Annotated in this window: 15 protein-coding genes; 4 read left to right on the forward strand and 11 right to left on the reverse strand. The window is 24.5% G+C overall.

All coding sequences use genetic code 11. From position 1 onward, the window contains the following. Positions 1–853: 853 nt before the first annotated feature. The 7 genes from H8891_RS14555 to H8891_RS14585 all read right to left on the reverse strand — a co-directional run bounded on the left by H8891_RS14555 (position 854) and on the right by H8891_RS14585 (position 8,884). Positions 854–1,018, reverse strand: a complete 165-nt coding sequence (locus H8891_RS14555) for a hypothetical protein (RefSeq protein WP_187006964.1) — start codon at positions 1,016–1,018, stop codon at positions 854–856. After that, positions 1,008–1,571 carry a hypothetical protein gene (locus H8891_RS14560; RefSeq protein WP_187006965.1) on the reverse strand — a complete coding sequence of 188 codons (564 nt, stop codon included), beginning with the start codon at positions 1,569–1,571 and terminating at the stop codon, positions 1,008–1,010. Before H8891_RS14560 ends, H8891_RS14555 begins: the two co-directional genes overlap by 11 nt. A 619-nt stretch (positions 1,572–2,190) precedes the next feature. Continuing rightward, positions 2,191–3,426 (reverse strand): helix-turn-helix domain-containing protein, encoded by a 1,236-nt coding sequence (locus H8891_RS14565; protein ID WP_207723636.1) that lies wholly within the window; start codon positions 3,424–3,426, stop codon positions 2,191–2,193. A gap of 695 nt (positions 3,427–4,121) precedes the next feature. Continuing rightward, on the reverse strand, positions 4,122–4,889 hold the full coding sequence (locus tag H8891_RS14570) for a CPBP family intramembrane glutamic endopeptidase (protein ID WP_187006966.1): 768 nt from the start codon (positions 4,887–4,889) through the stop codon (positions 4,122–4,124). A 10-nt stretch (positions 4,890–4,899) separates the two neighbouring features. Next, positions 4,900–5,145 (reverse strand): hypothetical protein, encoded by a 246-nt coding sequence (locus tag H8891_RS14575; protein ID WP_187006967.1) that lies wholly within the window; start codon positions 5,143–5,145, stop codon positions 4,900–4,902. A 27-nt stretch (positions 5,146–5,172) separates the two neighbouring features. Continuing rightward, entirely contained in the window at positions 5,173–6,684 is a 1,512-nt protein-coding gene (locus tag H8891_RS14580; RefSeq protein WP_187006968.1) for an HlyD family efflux transporter periplasmic adaptor subunit, read from the reverse strand. Continuing rightward, on the reverse strand, positions 6,674–8,884 hold the full coding sequence (locus tag H8891_RS14585) for a peptidase domain-containing ABC transporter (RefSeq protein ID WP_187006969.1): 2,211 nt from the start codon (positions 8,882–8,884) through the stop codon (positions 6,674–6,676). Before H8891_RS14585 ends, H8891_RS14580 begins: the two co-directional genes overlap by 11 nt. 219 nt (positions 8,885–9,103) lie before the next feature. Here H8891_RS14585 and H8891_RS14590 point away from each other — a divergent pair, with 219 nt between their 5' ends. The 3 genes from H8891_RS14590 to H8891_RS14600 all read left to right on the forward strand — a co-directional run bounded on the left by H8891_RS14590 (position 9,104) and on the right by H8891_RS14600 (position 12,033). Then, positions 9,104–9,313: a class IIb bacteriocin, lactobin A/cerein 7B family gene (locus H8891_RS14590; protein ID WP_187006970.1), complete on the forward strand. Its 210-nt coding sequence runs from the start codon at positions 9,104–9,106 to the stop codon at positions 9,311–9,313. A gap of 344 nt (positions 9,314–9,657) precedes the next feature. Continuing rightward, a complete protein-coding gene (locus tag H8891_RS14595) occupies positions 9,658–10,434 on the forward strand; it encodes an ABC transporter ATP-binding protein (RefSeq protein WP_187006971.1) in 777 nt (258 codons plus the stop codon). 3 nt (positions 10,435–10,437) lie between these two features. Beyond that, positions 10,438–12,033, forward strand: coding sequence for a hypothetical protein (locus H8891_RS14600; RefSeq protein ID WP_187006972.1), 1,596 nt, complete (start codon positions 10,438–10,440; stop codon positions 12,031–12,033). Positions 12,034–12,141: 108 nt separating this feature from the next. Here H8891_RS14600 and H8891_RS14605 read toward each other — a convergent pair whose 3' ends face one another. The 3 genes from H8891_RS14605 to H8891_RS14615 form a co-directional block, all read right to left on the reverse strand. Then, the gene (locus tag H8891_RS14605; protein ID WP_187006973.1) at positions 12,142–13,473 is read right to left on the reverse strand and encodes a sensor histidine kinase; all 1,332 of its coding nucleotides are present in this window, start codon (positions 13,471–13,473) and stop codon (positions 12,142–12,144) included. After that, positions 13,470–14,180, reverse strand: coding sequence for a LytR/AlgR family response regulator transcription factor (locus H8891_RS14610; protein WP_187006974.1), 711 nt, complete (start codon positions 14,178–14,180; stop codon positions 13,470–13,472). The genes H8891_RS14605 and H8891_RS14610 overlap by 4 nt, the downstream gene beginning before the upstream one ends. Positions 14,181–14,779: 599 nt before the next feature. Continuing rightward, positions 14,780–15,097: a hypothetical protein gene (locus H8891_RS14615; RefSeq protein ID WP_187006975.1), complete on the reverse strand. Its 318-nt coding sequence runs from the start codon at positions 15,095–15,097 to the stop codon at positions 14,780–14,782. 744 nt (positions 15,098–15,841) lie between these two features. Between H8891_RS14615 and H8891_RS14620 the strand changes: the two genes are divergently transcribed. Continuing rightward, on the forward strand, positions 15,842–16,342 hold the full coding sequence (locus H8891_RS14620; RefSeq protein WP_187006976.1) for a hypothetical protein: 501 nt from the start codon (positions 15,842–15,844) through the stop codon (positions 16,340–16,342). 725 nt (positions 16,343–17,067) lie between these two features. Here H8891_RS14620 and H8891_RS14625 read toward each other — a convergent pair. After that, on the reverse strand, positions 17,068–17,807 hold a 740-nt coding region (locus H8891_RS14625; RefSeq protein WP_330606245.1), incomplete at its 5' end, for a recombinase family protein.

The raw sequence follows: 17,807 nt of genomic DNA on the forward strand, positions 1-17,807 counted from the left end.
ATATAAATCTAATATATTCCTATGTTGCCTTTCAATTGATTGCTTGATTGTCGATATCCTACAATATCCATATATCTTACTACTCATAGTATCAAATCCCTTCATATATAATAGTATTAAAACTAACGACCGCTTATTTTGATATTTTTATTATATTGGTATCTCATCATATATTCCAATCACTTTTGATACTATTTTTATACAGGTAAGTTTTAACACTGAATTGAATAATAAAAATCACCTTCCATATAACCTTATTCATTTTTTAAATTAGATGACATGGTACCTGTAATTTCATACCCTAACAAATCTTTAATTTCCATAATAACCGCCTATAAATAAAGTTCATTTATTATATTTTATCATATTATTTTTTTTATTTACAAATGTTCCATTTACTTAGTTTCACATTAAAAATTTGCTTTTTAATATCGTATTTTAGTTATATTTCTACCGAATTTTTTTGTTTTTCTATGTTTTATATTTTATTTACGTTAGTTTTAGTCCAACAACATTCATTTAAAATAAAAAAAGATAGGAATAACCTATCTTTGAGTTAGAAGTTAAAATCTAGTGTATCTACTAAGTTCTCTTTATCTTTGGTTTTATTCCAATCTTCAATTCTAACCATATATTTTGCTTGTGAATCTGCTACAAAAGTAATTTCAACACTATGTATGCCTTCTATATTTTTTATGTGTTTAATTAAGTCACTTGTAAATATCTTACATTCCTCTTATCTTGTAAACTTATCATTATCCACTTGGATACTTGCAATAAAGCCTTCACCTTCTGTAGGAGTAAGCATATCAACTGTATATGAAGTTCCATTTACATCTTCTGATATATTCGATTATATTTCGGACTTTATATCTTCTTTGTTATAATTACGGTTACATCCAACAACTGCAAAACCTATCATAGTTGTCATTATTAGGGCTAATACTTTCTTACTTATTTTCATTTGTACCTCATTAATTTTATCAATCTGCTTTTCTACTACTAGTTTATTTACCATACTTCTCCATGTACATCTTTAGTGCCATAGATATTAAATCCATTTTTGAGTATGGTTGTTTATCACAAAATTCTTGCCAATCTCTATATACAAACTCATTTATCCTTATGCTCTTTGGCTTGGGATTTAAATGTTTATCATCAACTAAATCTATTATTATATAATCTGTAGTGGTTTCCGTAGTGGCTCCTGTAGTGGATTTAAACCTCTCAATAATGTTAGTTAATATATCAAAATTACCTTCTAAGTAACTCATTATTTGTTCTTGATTTTTAGGTAGTGTTATTGTATTGTTTTCCACTACAACTGCCTTCTTAGAGTATGTAGTGCTTTTAGTAGTGGACTTAATTGTAGGGTTCCACCCTATAAACTCATACTGCTTAACCTTTTGATTGTACTTATATCCAGCATCCTTTATTATCTTTTGTAGTGCTTTCTCTCCTATCCCTATATCTTCTCTTATTCTAATAACAGTTTGTCCTTCACTTAATTTGTTATTTAGATAATTCACCTTATCCTCTATACTTAACTTTGAAAACTTTTCTTTTTTCATTTATAGTCCCTCCCACTACCATTGTAGTTTATATACTTATATTGTACAATAATTGAAATTAATCATGAGATTAAATATTACTTTTATAACGATAACTATTACCTTACTTTACTTATGGTAATAATTAAATATATCAATTTCATATACAAAAATAAAAAAAGCTAGAGAAATTAACTCTAACTTTTAAATTACTACACTTAAACAATTATACATGAAAATATATGAATTACTTTAATTTTTTATTTTTAAATACAAAAAAACACCGAATAACCAATGGCTTAAAATAAGAATTTAATATAATCTTTCCATATATAAATATATATATATTTATTGCAACTACTTGATTCTAAGACTTTTATAAAAGTATATCACAACCTCTCATACCGTTTCATTAAAATTAAAAATCAAACTTATAATTCAACGACTACTAATTAATATATTTTTATATGACAATATTAATTTTCCCATGAGTGGAATAGTTATAGTATAGAGTATATAAGTTCCATACTTAAAGAATGTTTGAAACTCAATAAAAAGCCCCTTCGCATCTACTTTTTACCTAGGATAATGAAACAGGACTAAAGTCCCCCAATACTAAGAGGACGTTTTTTTACGCACCTTATTTTTTTAATATAGTTCGTACTTTTCCTTCGCTAAATCCTAATTCTTTAGCTATCTTTCTATTACTTAATCCTTTAGATTTTAAATTTTCTATTTTTATTTTTAAATCTTTTAACTCTTGTTGCTTTTTAGTTAATCCATTTTCATTTCTTCTTTTAGCCTTCTTCTTTGCTTTCTGCTCCTCCGCACTTCTTCTATATTTCTCTTTTCCAGAAATAATAGTTTTAAGATGCATTTGCTCTTCTAAAGTTATATCTAATATCTTTATAAGCTTTGCATTAGTATACTTATATTTTTTTTCAACATAAGCTCTTTCTGCTGACTTTGTATCAATTTTAACCTCATTAACAGGTAATGGTTCTTTAAACATTGAATTAAGCTCTAAAGCTTTTTGTAAAGCCTCTTCTGAATCTTGTGTAAAACAACAAGTAAAATATCTATATAAAAATAAAATTAACTCTCTATGACCTTTAACATCATAATCCCTAAGTTCACAAATCTTTGTAATATCTAAAACTCTAGCATGATATAAGCTATACTCTGTAAATAAGCTTATAATCTTTTTAGGTCTACCTTTTTTCTTTTCTCTTTTCTCACTTATTTCTGGCAAAAACCCTTCTTGAATCTCTCTTAAATTATACTCGTAGTCATACATGTCCAAAATCTCAACAAAGCTATTACTCTTTGAATTAACTGTCCCAACAACTCTTAAAACTCTAGTTGGGTCTAATGCACAAGCATCAGCTCCATATTCTTTTAACTGATTATATATATACCTTTGAACTGCATACCAAAGTGGCATAGCCATACTTGGCACAGGCTCTATTAAAAGTACATAATATAATCCCCTTCCACTATCTATTAAAAAATTTGGTCTTGGAATTTTATATCCGTATAAATCATTTTCTAAAAAATATTGAACGGCTTCTTTAGAATACTTTGTTTTATGACAATCTATATCTATATAAATAGCTCTAAGCTCTTTTATATTCTCAATTCTTCTTTGTGGCTTATAAAATGTATTTTGAGATACATAAGCATTTATCTCATTTAATATAATTTCTGAGTTCTCAAAAATCTCCTTGCTCTTATAATGCCATTGTTTATATTTTGGATCCTTTGATGCTATTGTTATATAACCTTTACTTTCTTTATGTAATACTTCTAAATGTTTTTTGCATTTATCAAAATCTATATTAATATCTTCAACTATTGTTAAACTATTTGATTGCATAAAAAAACTCCCCTTATCTGTTGAAATCTGCCTCAAAAAAGATAAGATAAGTTATTATATACCTTGTCACTTATAATTGAATATGATAAAATGACACTATAAAATAATAAAAAACTCCCTGTTAGGATTTAGATACTCTTATCTTTGTCTTTTATAGGGCTTTATATAAAAAAGTTAGAATCTCTGTTTGGCGATGGAGGGTTCTAACTTTTTTTATTGTACGGTTAATATAGGTAAATTGTAACATAAATCCAACTATTCCTACAATAGAGGACTGAAATCCTCCCTTTAAACAATGATCTATATATATTGACCACTTTATTTTAAATATGTTGTAATTACTTAGTTTTATCGATTTTTTTATATGTATAAAAACTATAAAGTTTATAGTTAAACACTAAAACAAATAATTATATCTATTAAGTTACGATTATAAAAACAAGTTTAGTAATTTAAAAACTTTCAGCATGTTTATAACTTCTACTAATACTTAGTTAATTCTATGCTATAGTTTAATAATTTTGATAAATATACAAAAACTACACATATTTCTGTATGTCCCTATTTAATTTCTTCTTTGCTGTTTATAAATTAAACTGCTTGCACTAAAAAACTTCTAATATCTTTTAATAATCTACCTCAAAAGATATTAGAAGTTTTTTTATCATTTAATATAAAGTAAATTATTTCACTCTCTATTTGTATAAAATACCCTCATATTTTTTTAGTATTTTTAAAATTGAAATGACTAAACATACTATTCCAAATATGATTATTACATATTGCATCATAGGATTAATAGCTGCAAATTTAGGAATTATTAGTGTTCCAAATAAATTAAATATCACATGTAAAATTATACTTCCTACTAATGATTCAGAATACATATACACTAGAGCTAATGCTATTCCTAGTAAAAACGTATATATTCCTTGAACAATATTTAAGTGGAAAAATCCGAAAACTAATGCTTGCCCAATTATAGCACATACTATGTTATAATTTTCTTTTAAATATCCAAATATAACATATCTAAATATTATTTCCTCATATATAGGTATTAACAGTATAACTATACCTAATTGTAGTAAGGAATTATTTGCACCTAAAAATTGATTTTGTATATTCGTATAACTTGGAATTAATATACTTAATATACCAGTTAGAGTTGATAAAATAATACTAATTCCAACTCCAAGTAAACTAATATTTATTGCTTCATTTGGTTTTATTTTCTTAAAAGTAGCTTTACTTAATAGTTTTTGATTATACCATAAAAGTATTAAATGAACTAAAATTAAAGTTATAATATCTGTTATAAAAATTAATATATCTCTATATTGATTAAATTCATTAGAATCTCCAATAACAATACCAAATATTACAGATACAAGTCCCCCAATAAAAAAATTTATTATGAATATTCCTATACAAATACTGAGTGATTTTAAGAATTTTTTCATAATTATCACCTTAAGCCATTAAATTAACTTGTATATAATATAAAATAGCAAAATATGCTACTGATAAAATAATACCTAATATACTTAATGTACGACCTATCTTGTAGGCTTTACAGTTATCTTCTTTTAATCTTTTTGATGATATTACTATACCAGAAATGCTTACTATTAATCCTAATACTGGTATAATCCATGCTATTAAACTTGATATCCCTAGTATCATTGGTGCTTTAGATTTTTTCACTTGACTCTCCATAATAAATCCTCCATTTTATATATTATTTTATTTATTTTTTAAGCCAATCTTCTCTAAAAGATAATAAAGCATTTTTTCATTTCTTGTTATAATTTTTGCTTCACATATCATACCTGGCTTAATATAAATTTCCTCATCTTTATTGCTATGTAATACATTTGAATTTAAACTACCTTCTCCTGTAAAAAATGAAATCCCAGTTTTACTATCTGTTTTTGAATCTGGACTTATTGACTCTATCTTACCTTCTAAAAATCCATATTCTCTATATGGCAATGCCTCAAAACTATATTTTATCTTTTTATCAGTATTTATATTAGCTATATCTTTAGTTTGTATCATTAAATCAATTTTATAATTATTTGAATTTGGTATTACATTGGCTACAATTGTTCCTGGCTGTAATACTAATCCTTGTTGTAAATCTACAAGTGTATTTATCTTCCCATTTACAGGAGCTTTGATAATACATTTTTTTAGACTTTCTTCTATCTGTTTCTTATTAGCCTCTAATTCAGTTTTACTTTTTTTATTTAAATTTATCTTTTCTTCTATTTGTGCCAAAATAGTTGTTTTATTGCTATCTTTATTAATATTTGTTGATTCATCTAAACTTTTCAAATTTCCATCTAATGTATCTATACTTTGGCCAGCTTTTTCTATAGAGCCTTTTACTTGAGCAATTGTGTCATTTTTTAGTTTTTCTAACTCCTCATTGCTATTTTTAATTTCAAAATCTATTTGACTTATTTGTTGATTTTTCTCATCTATACTAGCCTTTATTAACTCTAATTGTTGAGTATCACCCTGCGGGATTTCATTAATTTGTTTATTATCAGATTCAAGTTGCTTATTTAACTCATTTTTAGAGTTATTTAACTGATCAATTTTATTTTGAATCATTTTCCTTGAACTCATATAACTTTCATATTGAGCACTATATGCTGAGTTCTTCTCATTATAATTAGTTTCCTCAATAATAGATTTGCTCAATTTTTCTAAGTTAGATTTTTCCCCACTAAGTTCAATCTTAGAATTAGTTATATTATTCTTTTCTGCTAATGAAACAATATTTCCAGACTCATAGCTTTTAAATTTATAATAATATTCTTTTTCGCTACCACTATTACTAAAATAATTTTTATTACTAGCAATAGACTTGCTCAACTTATTAAGGTTACTATTATCCTCATTTATTTTATCTATCTGATCATCTATTCGCTGTTTTTCTTTTTCTAAACTATCAGAGTCTATTTCAAATAATATATCCCCTTTTGATACTTTTTCTCCATTTTTCATCTTTACATTTTTAACTTCACCTTGAACAATATTAGAAATTGTTTGAACCTGACTATTTGGTCTTACTACTCCTGACACCTTTACAACTACTTCCTTTTCGCTAAACCATGCCCATGTAAGAAACATTAATATTAATACTAATAATATATAGATAAAAATTATTATAAATTTATTTGGCTTAGATTCTAATAAGTGTCTACTATCCCTTAAATTATTTATATCTTCTATCTTAAACTTCAACTGCAACAACCTCCTTATTTTGAATTCCTCCTATATTATTTATTTCAGGAAGTTGTTCTTTCCAAAGCTTATAATATCTACCTTTTTGATTTAATAGCTCTTTATGATTACCTTTTTCTTTAATTTCACCTTTTTCTAAAATATAAATATTATCACACCTCATAATAGTACTTAATCTATGAGCTATTATAATAGTGGTCATACCTTCACTAAACTTATGAATAGTTCTCTCTATAGCTTTTTCTGTTATAGAATCTAGATTACTTGTTGCTTCATCCATTATAAGTATCTCTGGCTTTCTAAGTATTGCTCTAGCTATTGATAATCTTTGCTTTTGTCCTCCAGAAAAGTTTGATCCATTTTCTTCTACTAAAGTGTTATATCTTAATGGTAGCGAATTTATAAAATCATGAATCTGAGCCTTTTCACAGGCATCTATAACTTCTTCATATGTTAAGTATGGATTTCCAAGCATTAAGTTTTCTAATATGGTTCCATTAAATAAAAATGTTTCTTGTGAAATATAAGCAATTTTATCCCTTAATGACTCAATATTGATATCTAATAGATTGTAATCATTTACTAAAATTTCACCCTTTTCACATTTATAAAAGTTAAGTAATAACTTAGCTAAAGTAGTTTTTCCTGATCCACTTTCTCCAACTAACGCGATTCTTTCACCTTTTTTAATAGTCATATTTATATCTTTTAGAATAAGTTGTCTCGTTCCATATCTAAAATCAACATTTTTAAACTCTATATTTCCTTTTATAGTATTAGGTTTTATTTTTTTATCCTCTTGCTCTGACTTTTCAAGCTCTAAATCTAATATTTCACTTAATCTTTCAGCTGCAACAAGTGCTGTTTGAACAGTTGGTTGCAAGTTTATTATATTTTCTATTGGAGTTAAGAAATACGCTAATAAAGCATCAAATGTTAACAATTCTCCAAATGAAATTTTTCCATTTAATACTTGTATACTCCCAATCCAAAGAATAATAATAGCAAAAACACCTTTTACTAAGCTCTTTAACGAAACTTGCATATTATTTATACACTCATTTTTAAATATAGCTTTAATAAATTTTATAAATCTTTTTTCAGTTTCTAAATTAACTTCTCTTTCTGAGTTGAAGGCTTTTATTGTTTCTATACCATTTAAAGATTCTATTATATATGATGTTAATTTAGAATTTTTCTCCATAGTTTCTCTATTAGCTTTTTCTATATTACTTTTAAATGAATATACAATCACTCCATATAATACCAATGGAATTATTGTTATTACAAATAAAGAAGAACTTTGAGAGTATAATATACCTCCACCTATTAAAACCATAAATACATCTATCATCATGGTAAGCGCAACACCTGATATAGCTTGTCTTATATTAGATGCATCATTAAATCTTGATATAATTTCTCCTACCTCTCTTTTACCAAAGAAATTCATAGGTAAATTAATAACATGTTCATAATATCCCAGCATAAGAGGTATATCTAATTTTTGCCCTAAATGAATAAGTAACTGTGTTCTAAATGCTTCCATAATAACTTTAAATACAGCTAAAACTATAAATCCAATAGAAAACATTGTTAATGACTGCTTTAAATTGTTGGGTATTATATCATCTAATAAAAACTTAAAATAGAACGACCCTATTATTCCAAATAAAGTTATCAATATAGATGCTAAAAATATATTTATTAATAACCCTTTTTGTGGTTTTAATAAATCAAAAAATCTAGTAAACACACCTTTAACTTCATTTCCTTTTTTAAAATCTGATGTAGGTGTAAGTATTATCAAAATTCCAGTCCATATATTAAAAAAATCAATTGGTTTATATTTTACAATTCCTTTAGCTGGATCAGCGACAATGATCTCTTTTTCACTTATTTTATGTATAACAACATAATGAAGCATTATCTTGTCAATAACAACATGAGCTATAGCTGGAAGAGGTAATTCACTAAATATATCTTTAGGATTATTAGCTTTAATACCCTTTGCAGAAAACCCTAATTTTTCAGCAGCTTTTATAACCCCTAAAGCACTGGTTCCTTCTTTGTCTGTACCAGCAACTTCTCTTATCTTAGATATAGGATACTTTAATCCATATGTCTTGCATATAGTTGCTAGACATGCACATCCACAATCTTTATAATCATGCTGCTTTATACAATAATATTTTTTCACCCTTTTCCTCCCTTATATATAATGTCAGATATTGTGACCATATATATTTTTTTAAAAAAAGTAAATATATTTTGACTGAATAGTATAATTTTGATGCTGAATAGTATATTGAAAACTATTCAGCATCAAAATTATACTATTCAGTAATTTTTTATAAATTACCTTGTTTTTCATGTTACTATTGGTTTGAATTAAAACTTAAATTAAGGGGGTTCTATTATGAATGAATTAAATTTTGAAGATTTACAAGAAGTTAATGGTGGAGGAGCTCCAGAAGCTATTAATGCTCTTGTTGGTACTATTGGACTAGCAGGTACTCCTTTCATTTTACCAGCTGGTCCCCAAGCAGTTTGGGACCACATATCTACGAACTGGGATATGATATCAGACGCATCTAAAAATGCATATAGAAAAAGAAAAAGAAGATAATACTAGTATATTGATATTAATTTATACGTAAAGAAAAATCAAAAACAATATAACTGAGCTCTTTATTTGTTAATAATAATTTATATGAATTTAACAAATAAAGAGCTCAGTTGTTTTATATTGATTATAAGATAGATTCTTTTTTTATTACCTCTAAAAAAATTATAAACTACTTATTTTTAGACTATGTCTTTATATTAAATGATTTTTAACTATATTTAATACTTTAATTATAATGTGGTTCAAAATTTCGGAAGCAATATAAGTTTACCTTATAAAATATACTAATATGGTATAATTTGTATAAACTTACATACAGTTTATAACTAACAAGGAGAGAAATTATGGATAAAGCAATATTTATAAAAGATTTAAAAATAAACTTTGAAGGAAAAGAAGTTTTAAAAGGAATAGATCTAGAAGTAGATAAAGGAAGTATAATAGGATATATAGGTCCAAATGGAGCAGGAAAAAGTACAACTGTAAAAATAATATTAGGACTTGTTGAAGGTTATTCAGGTGTAGTTAAAATATGGGGAGAAGATATATCACAGGGAGATGGAAGATATAAAAAAAGGATAGGATATGTACCAGAAATAGCAGAAACTTATGAAAGCTTAACTGCTAGAGAATATTTAACATTTATAGGACAACTTTATGGATTAGAATATGATATTGCGGATAAAAAAGCTTATGAGTTAATGGATATCTTAGGAATAAAAGAAGCTTATAACTCAAGAATCAGTTCTTTCTCAAAAGGAATGAAGCAAAAGATAGTCATAATATCTAGCTTAATACATAATCCAGATATATTATTCTTAGATGAACCCCTAAGTGGATTAGATGCAAATAGTGTAATGATAATAAAAGAAATTATGATAAGTTTAAAAGAAGAGGGTAAGACGATTTTTTACTCATCACATATAATGGAAGTTGTAGAAAAAATAACTGACAGAATAGTGCTGATAAATAATGGAAATATAGTTGCAGATGGTAACTTTGATGATTTAAAAGAAAGCGTACAAGAAGAATCTCTAGCGCAAATATTTAATCAACTTACAGGGTTTAGTGAATATAAAAAGCTTGCAGAAAAATTTATATCTGTAATAAAAGAGGTGTAAATTATGAATAATTTTATTTCACTAAAGATACTGGATAGATTTAAGTTTTTATATGAGAAACTAGGTATTGACTATGAGGATATGAGGTTAATATTAAGGATAAAGCTAACTATAGATTCCAGAAAAACATCTGCCTTATTAAAGAATCAACAAATTAAAGAATCTTTGAATCAATATAAAATAATGCTATTAATATACACATTTATTGGCTTCTTTATGATGATGATTATGTTAATGAATAAAAATACCCTTATATCAATGACAATCTATTTTACAATAATTATGTTTTTTATGCTTACAACATTTATGTCCGATTTTTCATCTGTAATACTAGATATAAACGATAAAGGAATATTATCCACTAGGGGTGTAAGTCTAAAAACATTAAGTGCATCTAAGATAACACATATTATGATATATATGATAAGGATAAGTATGTCATTAAGTGGATTTTCATTAATTGCATCAATAAAGTATGGATTAGTATTTTCATTAGTATTTTTAATAGAAATATTACTTGTAGATATTTTTATAATAATTGTCTCTGGACTAGTTTATCTACTAGTATTAAAATTATTTAATGGAGAAAAACTTAAAGATGTAATCAGTATTATACAGATATGTATTACAATATTGTTTAGTGGGGCTTATTTTATTATAATGAATATAACTAAAAGCGTAAATCTAATCAAAAATATCCATTTAGGAGCAATAAGCTATATTTTGCCTCCCTTTTGGTTTGCAGCTCCATTTGAAATAATAGTAACAGGAAATAAAAATGAAACATTATTGATACTTTCTTTGTTATCTTTAGTTGTACCTGTAATATCTGTTTTGATATATATAAAGCTTTCACCAGTATTTGAGAAAAAACTTCAAAAACTTAATAATGGTTCAAGTAAAAATAAAAAAAAGTATAATCTAACAATGAAATTGAGCAAAATTATATGCAAGGATAAAGAAGAAAGAATATTTTTTAATTTTGTTTCTAAAATAATAAGAAATGACAGAGATTTTAAATTTAAAGTATATCCAATTATTGGAACTTATTATACATTTCCTATTTATATGATTTTTGATAAAAATGAAAAATACATAAATTCATATATGTATCTATTTTTATATTTTTGCTTAATGATAATTCCTACAATAATTATAGCATTAAAATTTTCTAAAAACTATAAAGCATCATACATATATACAACAATAAATATAAAAAATAAAATGATTGTACATAAGGCAGCTATTAAAGCTTGTTTGATTAATCTGATAATACCGCTTTACTTAATTCAATGTATAGTTTTTATATATTTTTATAAGGTCAGTATAATACAACATCTAGTAGCTATATTTTTAGTTTTAATACTGATAACTATACTAACATTTAAAATACTTGATAAAAGTATGCCTTTTTCTTGTCAAATCAATATTCTTAAAAAAAATGAAGCAATAGTAGAAAATTACTTAATGATTATTTTAATATTTATTATAGCTGCTATTCACTTTCTTGTTTCAATTTTTGGAACTTTAGCAGTCAATATCTATATAATAGCTATTTTAACAGCAGATATATTTTTATATAAATCAGTTTTTAAATGAACTAATTTATCATAAAAATTAAAAGAATCTATTATATGAATAATTTAAATTATTCATATAATAGATTCTTTTTTATTATCAATTAATTAATTTTTAATATATATTCTATCATTTATACGGAATCATAATTTTAACAGTAAAATCATTTTTAGAATAACTAAAATTTATTTGTCCCAAATACTTTTTAACTGTTTTTTTTACATTATTTAGTCCTATTCCGTGCATATATGAAGTTTTTTTACTAGTCAATAATAATGTTTTTCTTTGTTTAACTTCATTAACTTTAGTGTTTTCAATCAAAACAACACAAAATCCATCTATATACTTACTTTTTAATATTATTTTTTTAGGTATATTAGGGTTATTTATTTTATCGCAGGCTTCTATTGCATTATCTATTAGATTTGAAAATATGGTACATATATCAATCATATCTATAAAATCACTTTTAGAAAAATCCATATCCTCAAAAAAATCTATATTTTTTTCTATGCATATAGATTTTTTTACTCGTAAAATTGAATCTACTATCATATTTCCTGTGTTAAAGTCTTGATTTGATTTATTATAATTAACTATATTCACTTCCATACTATCTATATATTGTAATAATCCATCAATATTTTTATCTTCACATAGATTCCTTATACAAATCATATGATTTTTCATATCATGATATAAAGCTCTAACTTTATCCTTTTCTTTATTTATCTTTTTATAATAATTTTGTTCTTTAAGTACATTATTTTTAATAATTTTATTTTCATAATCTAATTTGTAACTATATATATTTTTTTTCATCATATGAAAATTATTCCACTTAGAAAGTAAAACTAATATTGATACAAAAATTAAAATAATTATATAAAATTTTAATATTGATTTGTCTATCGCAATTATTCTAAATACTACTATAACCATTAAAATATCTATTAAAAATGGTATAACTATGGATATATAATTCACTTTTATAAATAAATCTTTAAAATTTTTAAATCTATTTATTTGAACACATATCTTAAATATAATTATCATTAATATATTTTGAATTATCATGCTTTCAATTTCAACCAATATAGAACTTCTATTAAAATTAAGAATTAAATCATTATAATTTATATAAAAAACTAAATCTAAACTAATATATTCAATTGGTATATATACAAGAAAACAGTATAGTAAACTAATAAAAATGCACATTAAAATATTTTGTTCATAGTTAATTTTATAAAAAACACAACATATTAATATAAATATTATTGAACTTTCAAACTTAAATGAAAATATACATATTGAAAACAAGATAATAATTGTATAGTTAATTCTTCTTCTAAGTTTTTTACAACTAATATTATCTAATATTGATTTAAATACAAGTAAATATACTACTCCAGTAATGAAATCTAACAAATTTAAAAAAATATTCTGTATATCAATCATATTAAACTCCCCAATATATCTGTTATTTTCATTTTTAACTCTTTCACTTTGTATCTACTAACTAACACTTCATTACCTTTTATTATAGCTGTGTTCTTCCTCATAGAATTTATCTTATGTAAATTTATTAAATATGCTCTATGACACCTGTAAAATGAATGTTCTTTTAATTCATTTTCAAAATATTTTATACTTTCTCTTGTTTTATATATTCTATTATCTGTATGTATTAACGCAATCCTACACTCCATTTCTACATATAGTATAGAATTTACAGGAATAATAATAGTTTGTCCTTCATCAATTTCTTTTATTGATATATATTTCTCCTTGTTTTTAAGAATTTCATTTTTACATTGGCCTATATGCTTTAAAAAGTCATTATACTTTATTGGTTTTAACAAATATCTAAAGGCTCTTACTTCATATCCCTCTTGCATAAAGTCTGCAATTGCAGTTGTAAATATAATTGTTACATTTGTATCAAACAATCTTATTTTTTTAGCTGTTTCAATCCCATTTATCCCCATCATTTGAATATCTAATAAAAGTATATCCAATCCTTTAGGATATCTTCCTAATAATTCTTCCCCACTATTAAATTCTAATACTTCATAAGAATCCCTTAAAAATAACATTCTCACATGCTTCAATAGTACTTTTCTGTGGATATATTCATCATCACAAATAGCTATTTTAATTTTCATAATGTCCCCCCTATAAAATTAGCTATGCATTTTTAGCTAATTTTAAGTGATGTTTTAATCTTGCTTTTTAAATTTATAATTTAAGTATTTGTAATATTTTAGGTAACAGCCTAATATTACCATATATTGTTAATTTTTTGCAAATATCTGTTTATTTCAAAAAAACAATCTATTATTTAGTTATAGATATTTCTATATAACTATTTTTAACTTTATATTACAAATAATTTAATTTATTAGTTAACAAAACAAAAATAACAACTGAAAGATACATTTAGTCTATTAATATCAATGTTTACTATTACTTTTCGTACTAAATGTATCTTGAGTGTCTGCTATTAGTTCGATTACTTGTATTACTACTTTTGTAAAAGTATATCAAAACCTTTCATACTGTTTCATAAAAATTAAAAATCAAATTTATCATTCAACGACTACTAAGTAATATATTTTTATATGACAATATTAATTTTTCCCGTGAGTGGGACAGTTATATTATATAGTATATAATTTCCCTACTTACGGGATTTTTGAAATTCAATAAAAAAGCTTATACAAATCAATGTATAAGCTAGTATTTTCAATATATTCAGTTTAATTTATGCTAATTGTTCATGTTCAATATTATTACTTTGTATGTTAAATGTGATATGGTTAACTAAGTATTTATCTAGTTCATTCTTATATAGATTATCAAACTTGTTCTTAAATGATTTAACTAACATATCTAATAGTACTGTATCCTTCATAAAGCTTGGAGTATATTCTGTTTTAACAACTTTCCATAACTTATCAATTCCTAAATCCCTTTTAAATTCTTGAAATGCTATATATTTATCTAATGTATTAGCTTTTATTTCAATTTCTTTATTTTCTAACATTTGTTGTACTCTATTTAATTCAGATTTATTTTTCACATTTTAGTATTTGTAACTATAGTATAAACTCTGGTACATGAGTTAAATAAATCTATTGTTCCATCTGATCCACTACAACTAGAAATAATAGCTATCTTTCCTTCATGGTTTTGCTTAATAGTATCTCTAACTTTGGAATATACTGTTTAAAGTTCTTATTAATTTGAGATTCTGATAATCTTATTAGTTCGGATACTTCTTCGATTGATATTTCTTTAGTATTCATTATTTACCTACTTTCCTATTTAGAAACAAGCAAATAACACTATTGACAATATGAATTTGTTTATTGTAGAACATTAACGTATTATTTTTTATAAAATACATACAATACAAGTACATAAAATAACTTAATTAAAGAGAACGACCAAATTCTCTTTAATACACTACGACCAATAGTGTTATGTTGTTTGTACATATAGTATTTTTTCTTTGAGTTATCCGACCAACTAATTCTTTTTTATTGCTCAAATAAATATTTAAGCAGTTACAAATATACTTGTACCATTTCATAACTTAATTTACTCTTTAAATTCTGATAAATAATTACAATCATACCAATTTATTTTAACATATATTTATAAAATCTATTGATTAAAGTATATAAATATTAAAACTACGATTTTAATTAAATTAATAAAGTAAAAAACAAATTTACCGTAAATATACTAAATATTGAGAAAATAATTGAGTTTATAACTATTTTACATAATTTATAGGATTAACTTTAGGAGGTACATAGATATGAATACTTTAAATTTCAAAGATATTTTTTTAGTTTTATTGGGAGGAGTACTCGGTGGATACATTTCTTTATTAACATCTAAATTGGATAAACATTTCAATGCTAGATTTAAGGCTTGGGAAGTCTTATTTGATTATTATACAGGTTTATTTATGAACATTTATACTTATGAAAGATTACTTAATGATACTGAAGTAGTGACTAGTTCACTACTTATAAATTATAATGATTTTAAAATTATTGTTATTTTAAAAAAGATTCAGCCATTACTTGAAATTAATGTATTTTACTTTTTAAAAAAGATTTTATCCAGAAATACACTTAAATCCAACTCACATTTAAAAAAATTAATAATAAAGTATAATAAAATAATGATTAATTATAAGTATGTAAAAGATATAGACGTAGAAGATTTAGATAATGTAAGATCATTAATAAAGGAAATTGAATTAGAGATAGATAAACTTTTAAATGTATATAAAAAATTTTTATTTAAATAAATAATTTAGCCAGAGGACGTTTTCGTCCTATGGGTTAATTGTTGAAATTCCAACAGTCTTAGTTTTAAATGCAAAATAGTAAGTTGGCATTTTTGGCACTTAATACAGGGGGTAAGTTGGCATTTTTGACACTTATAATTTAAGTCAGAAACGTTGAATTTAAGGGGTTTGCTGAGAAAAAATAGGCGTCAACTCTTATTATTTATTATAAGTTACATTGACATAAAGAATTGATCATGATTATTAGTAAATTTAATTAAACAACAAGGTTAAGAAAAATACAATATCCCTCTAACAAGAGGGAAAATGAACAAACTTGCTTTGTGAATTAGGGAGTGTACTTTTGATATACTTTTTCTAAAAGTAGAAAATTTTATATGCATAAAAGCCATAGGACAAAAAGTTCCTCTGGCTCTATCGACTATAACTAATTGTTATTCGAATTATATAATTCATAAAAAATATCATTGCATGGGAAAAAGGTAACTATATCAATATCATTGTTATTCAATGCTCTAATTTAAATTAAATACCCCCTTATATGCTATCGCTATATTGTAATATTTAATTTTTAAAGTAAAAGTGTTAATCGTAGAACTACTATATATCTTATGTATAACTTCAATTTATGCTTAAATATATACTGTTATCGTTCGGTAAATAAAAAATATTCATTCTGTGGAATCATATCTACTTATTTAAGTAAAAAAGACTAAGTTTATAACCTAGTCTTGATATTTATCATTCAATTCCTCAACTAATTCTTTTTTATACTTGTAATATGAATTTCTACTAATACCACATAACTTTATAACATTAACATCTGATAGAGTTCCTTTAAAGTCTTTACTATGTTTTAATATTATTTCTTTAGCCGCTATACTCTTTTTAGTGGTTAACTTAGTACCCTCTTTTAACCCTATTTGTTTACCTTGTAACCTTGCAGTTTCTATCCCTTCTTTAGTACGTTGCTGTAAATCTTTAACTTCTTTCTCTGATTGTTCAAATGCAAGCCTTATCTGTTGCTCTGCTAATGCAAGTAAGTACTTATTAATTCCTTCTAAGATACTATCAACCATTGTATCAGTTAACTGTATTTGATTGCCTCTAGCACTCTTATATGTTGTTGTATTAATATGAGGTTCTTTGATAAATACTAAGTCTATACCTTTATTGAATAGTTCCTTATATAATTTAAATCCTTCATCTGTACTTCTACTCATACGACTAACACTATCAAATACTATCGTATCACCTTGTTTAACAACTTTAAGAAGCTTATTCAATTCTCTACGACCTTCTACTTTAGTTCCTGTAAATACCTCATCCACTATTATTGCATTAGGATATAAATCTAATATATTCCTATGTTGCCTTTCAATTGATTGCTTGATTGTCGATATCCTACAATATCCATATATCTTACTACTCATAGTATCAAATCCCTTCATATATAATAGTATTA

Origin of the sequence: Paeniclostridium hominis, assembly GCF_014306135.1 — a bacterium.
GTDB classification, from domain to species: domain Bacteria; phylum Bacillota; class Clostridia; order Peptostreptococcales; family Peptostreptococcaceae; genus Paraclostridium; species Paraclostridium hominis.

Bases quoted from the DNA above. Each gene is read 5' to 3' on its own strand.
- H8891_RS14555 (WP_187006964.1), bottom strand. From the start codon at position 1,018: ATGGTAAATAAACTAGTAGTAGAAAAGCAGATTGATAAAATTAATGAG.
- H8891_RS14560 (WP_187006965.1), bottom strand. From the start codon at position 1,571: ATGAAAAAAGAAAAGTTTTCAAAGTTAAGTATAGAGGATAAGGTGAAT.
- H8891_RS14565 (WP_207723636.1), bottom strand. From the start codon at position 3,426: ATGCAATCAAATAGTTTAACAATAGTTGAAGATATTAATATAGATTTT.
- H8891_RS14570 (WP_187006966.1), bottom strand. From the start codon at position 4,889: ATGAAAAAATTCTTAAAATCACTCAGTATTTGTATAGGAATATTCATA.
- H8891_RS14575 (WP_187006967.1), bottom strand. From the start codon at position 5,145: ATGGAGAGTCAAGTGAAAAAATCTAAAGCACCAATGATACTAGGGATA.
- H8891_RS14590 (WP_187006970.1), top strand. From the start codon at position 9,104: ATGAATGAATTAAATTTTGAAGATTTACAAGAAGTTAATGGTGGAGGA.
- H8891_RS14595 (WP_187006971.1), top strand. From the start codon at position 9,658: ATGGATAAAGCAATATTTATAAAAGATTTAAAAATAAACTTTGAAGGA.
- H8891_RS14600 (WP_187006972.1), top strand. From the start codon at position 10,438: ATGAATAATTTTATTTCACTAAAGATACTGGATAGATTTAAGTTTTTA.
- H8891_RS14605 (WP_187006973.1), bottom strand. From the start codon at position 13,473: ATGATTGATATACAGAATATTTTTTTAAATTTGTTAGATTTCATTACT.
- H8891_RS14610 (WP_187006974.1), bottom strand. From the start codon at position 14,180: ATGAAAATTAAAATAGCTATTTGTGATGATGAATATATCCACAGAAAA.
- H8891_RS14620 (WP_187006976.1), top strand. From the start codon at position 15,842: ATGAATACTTTAAATTTCAAAGATATTTTTTTAGTTTTATTGGGAGGA.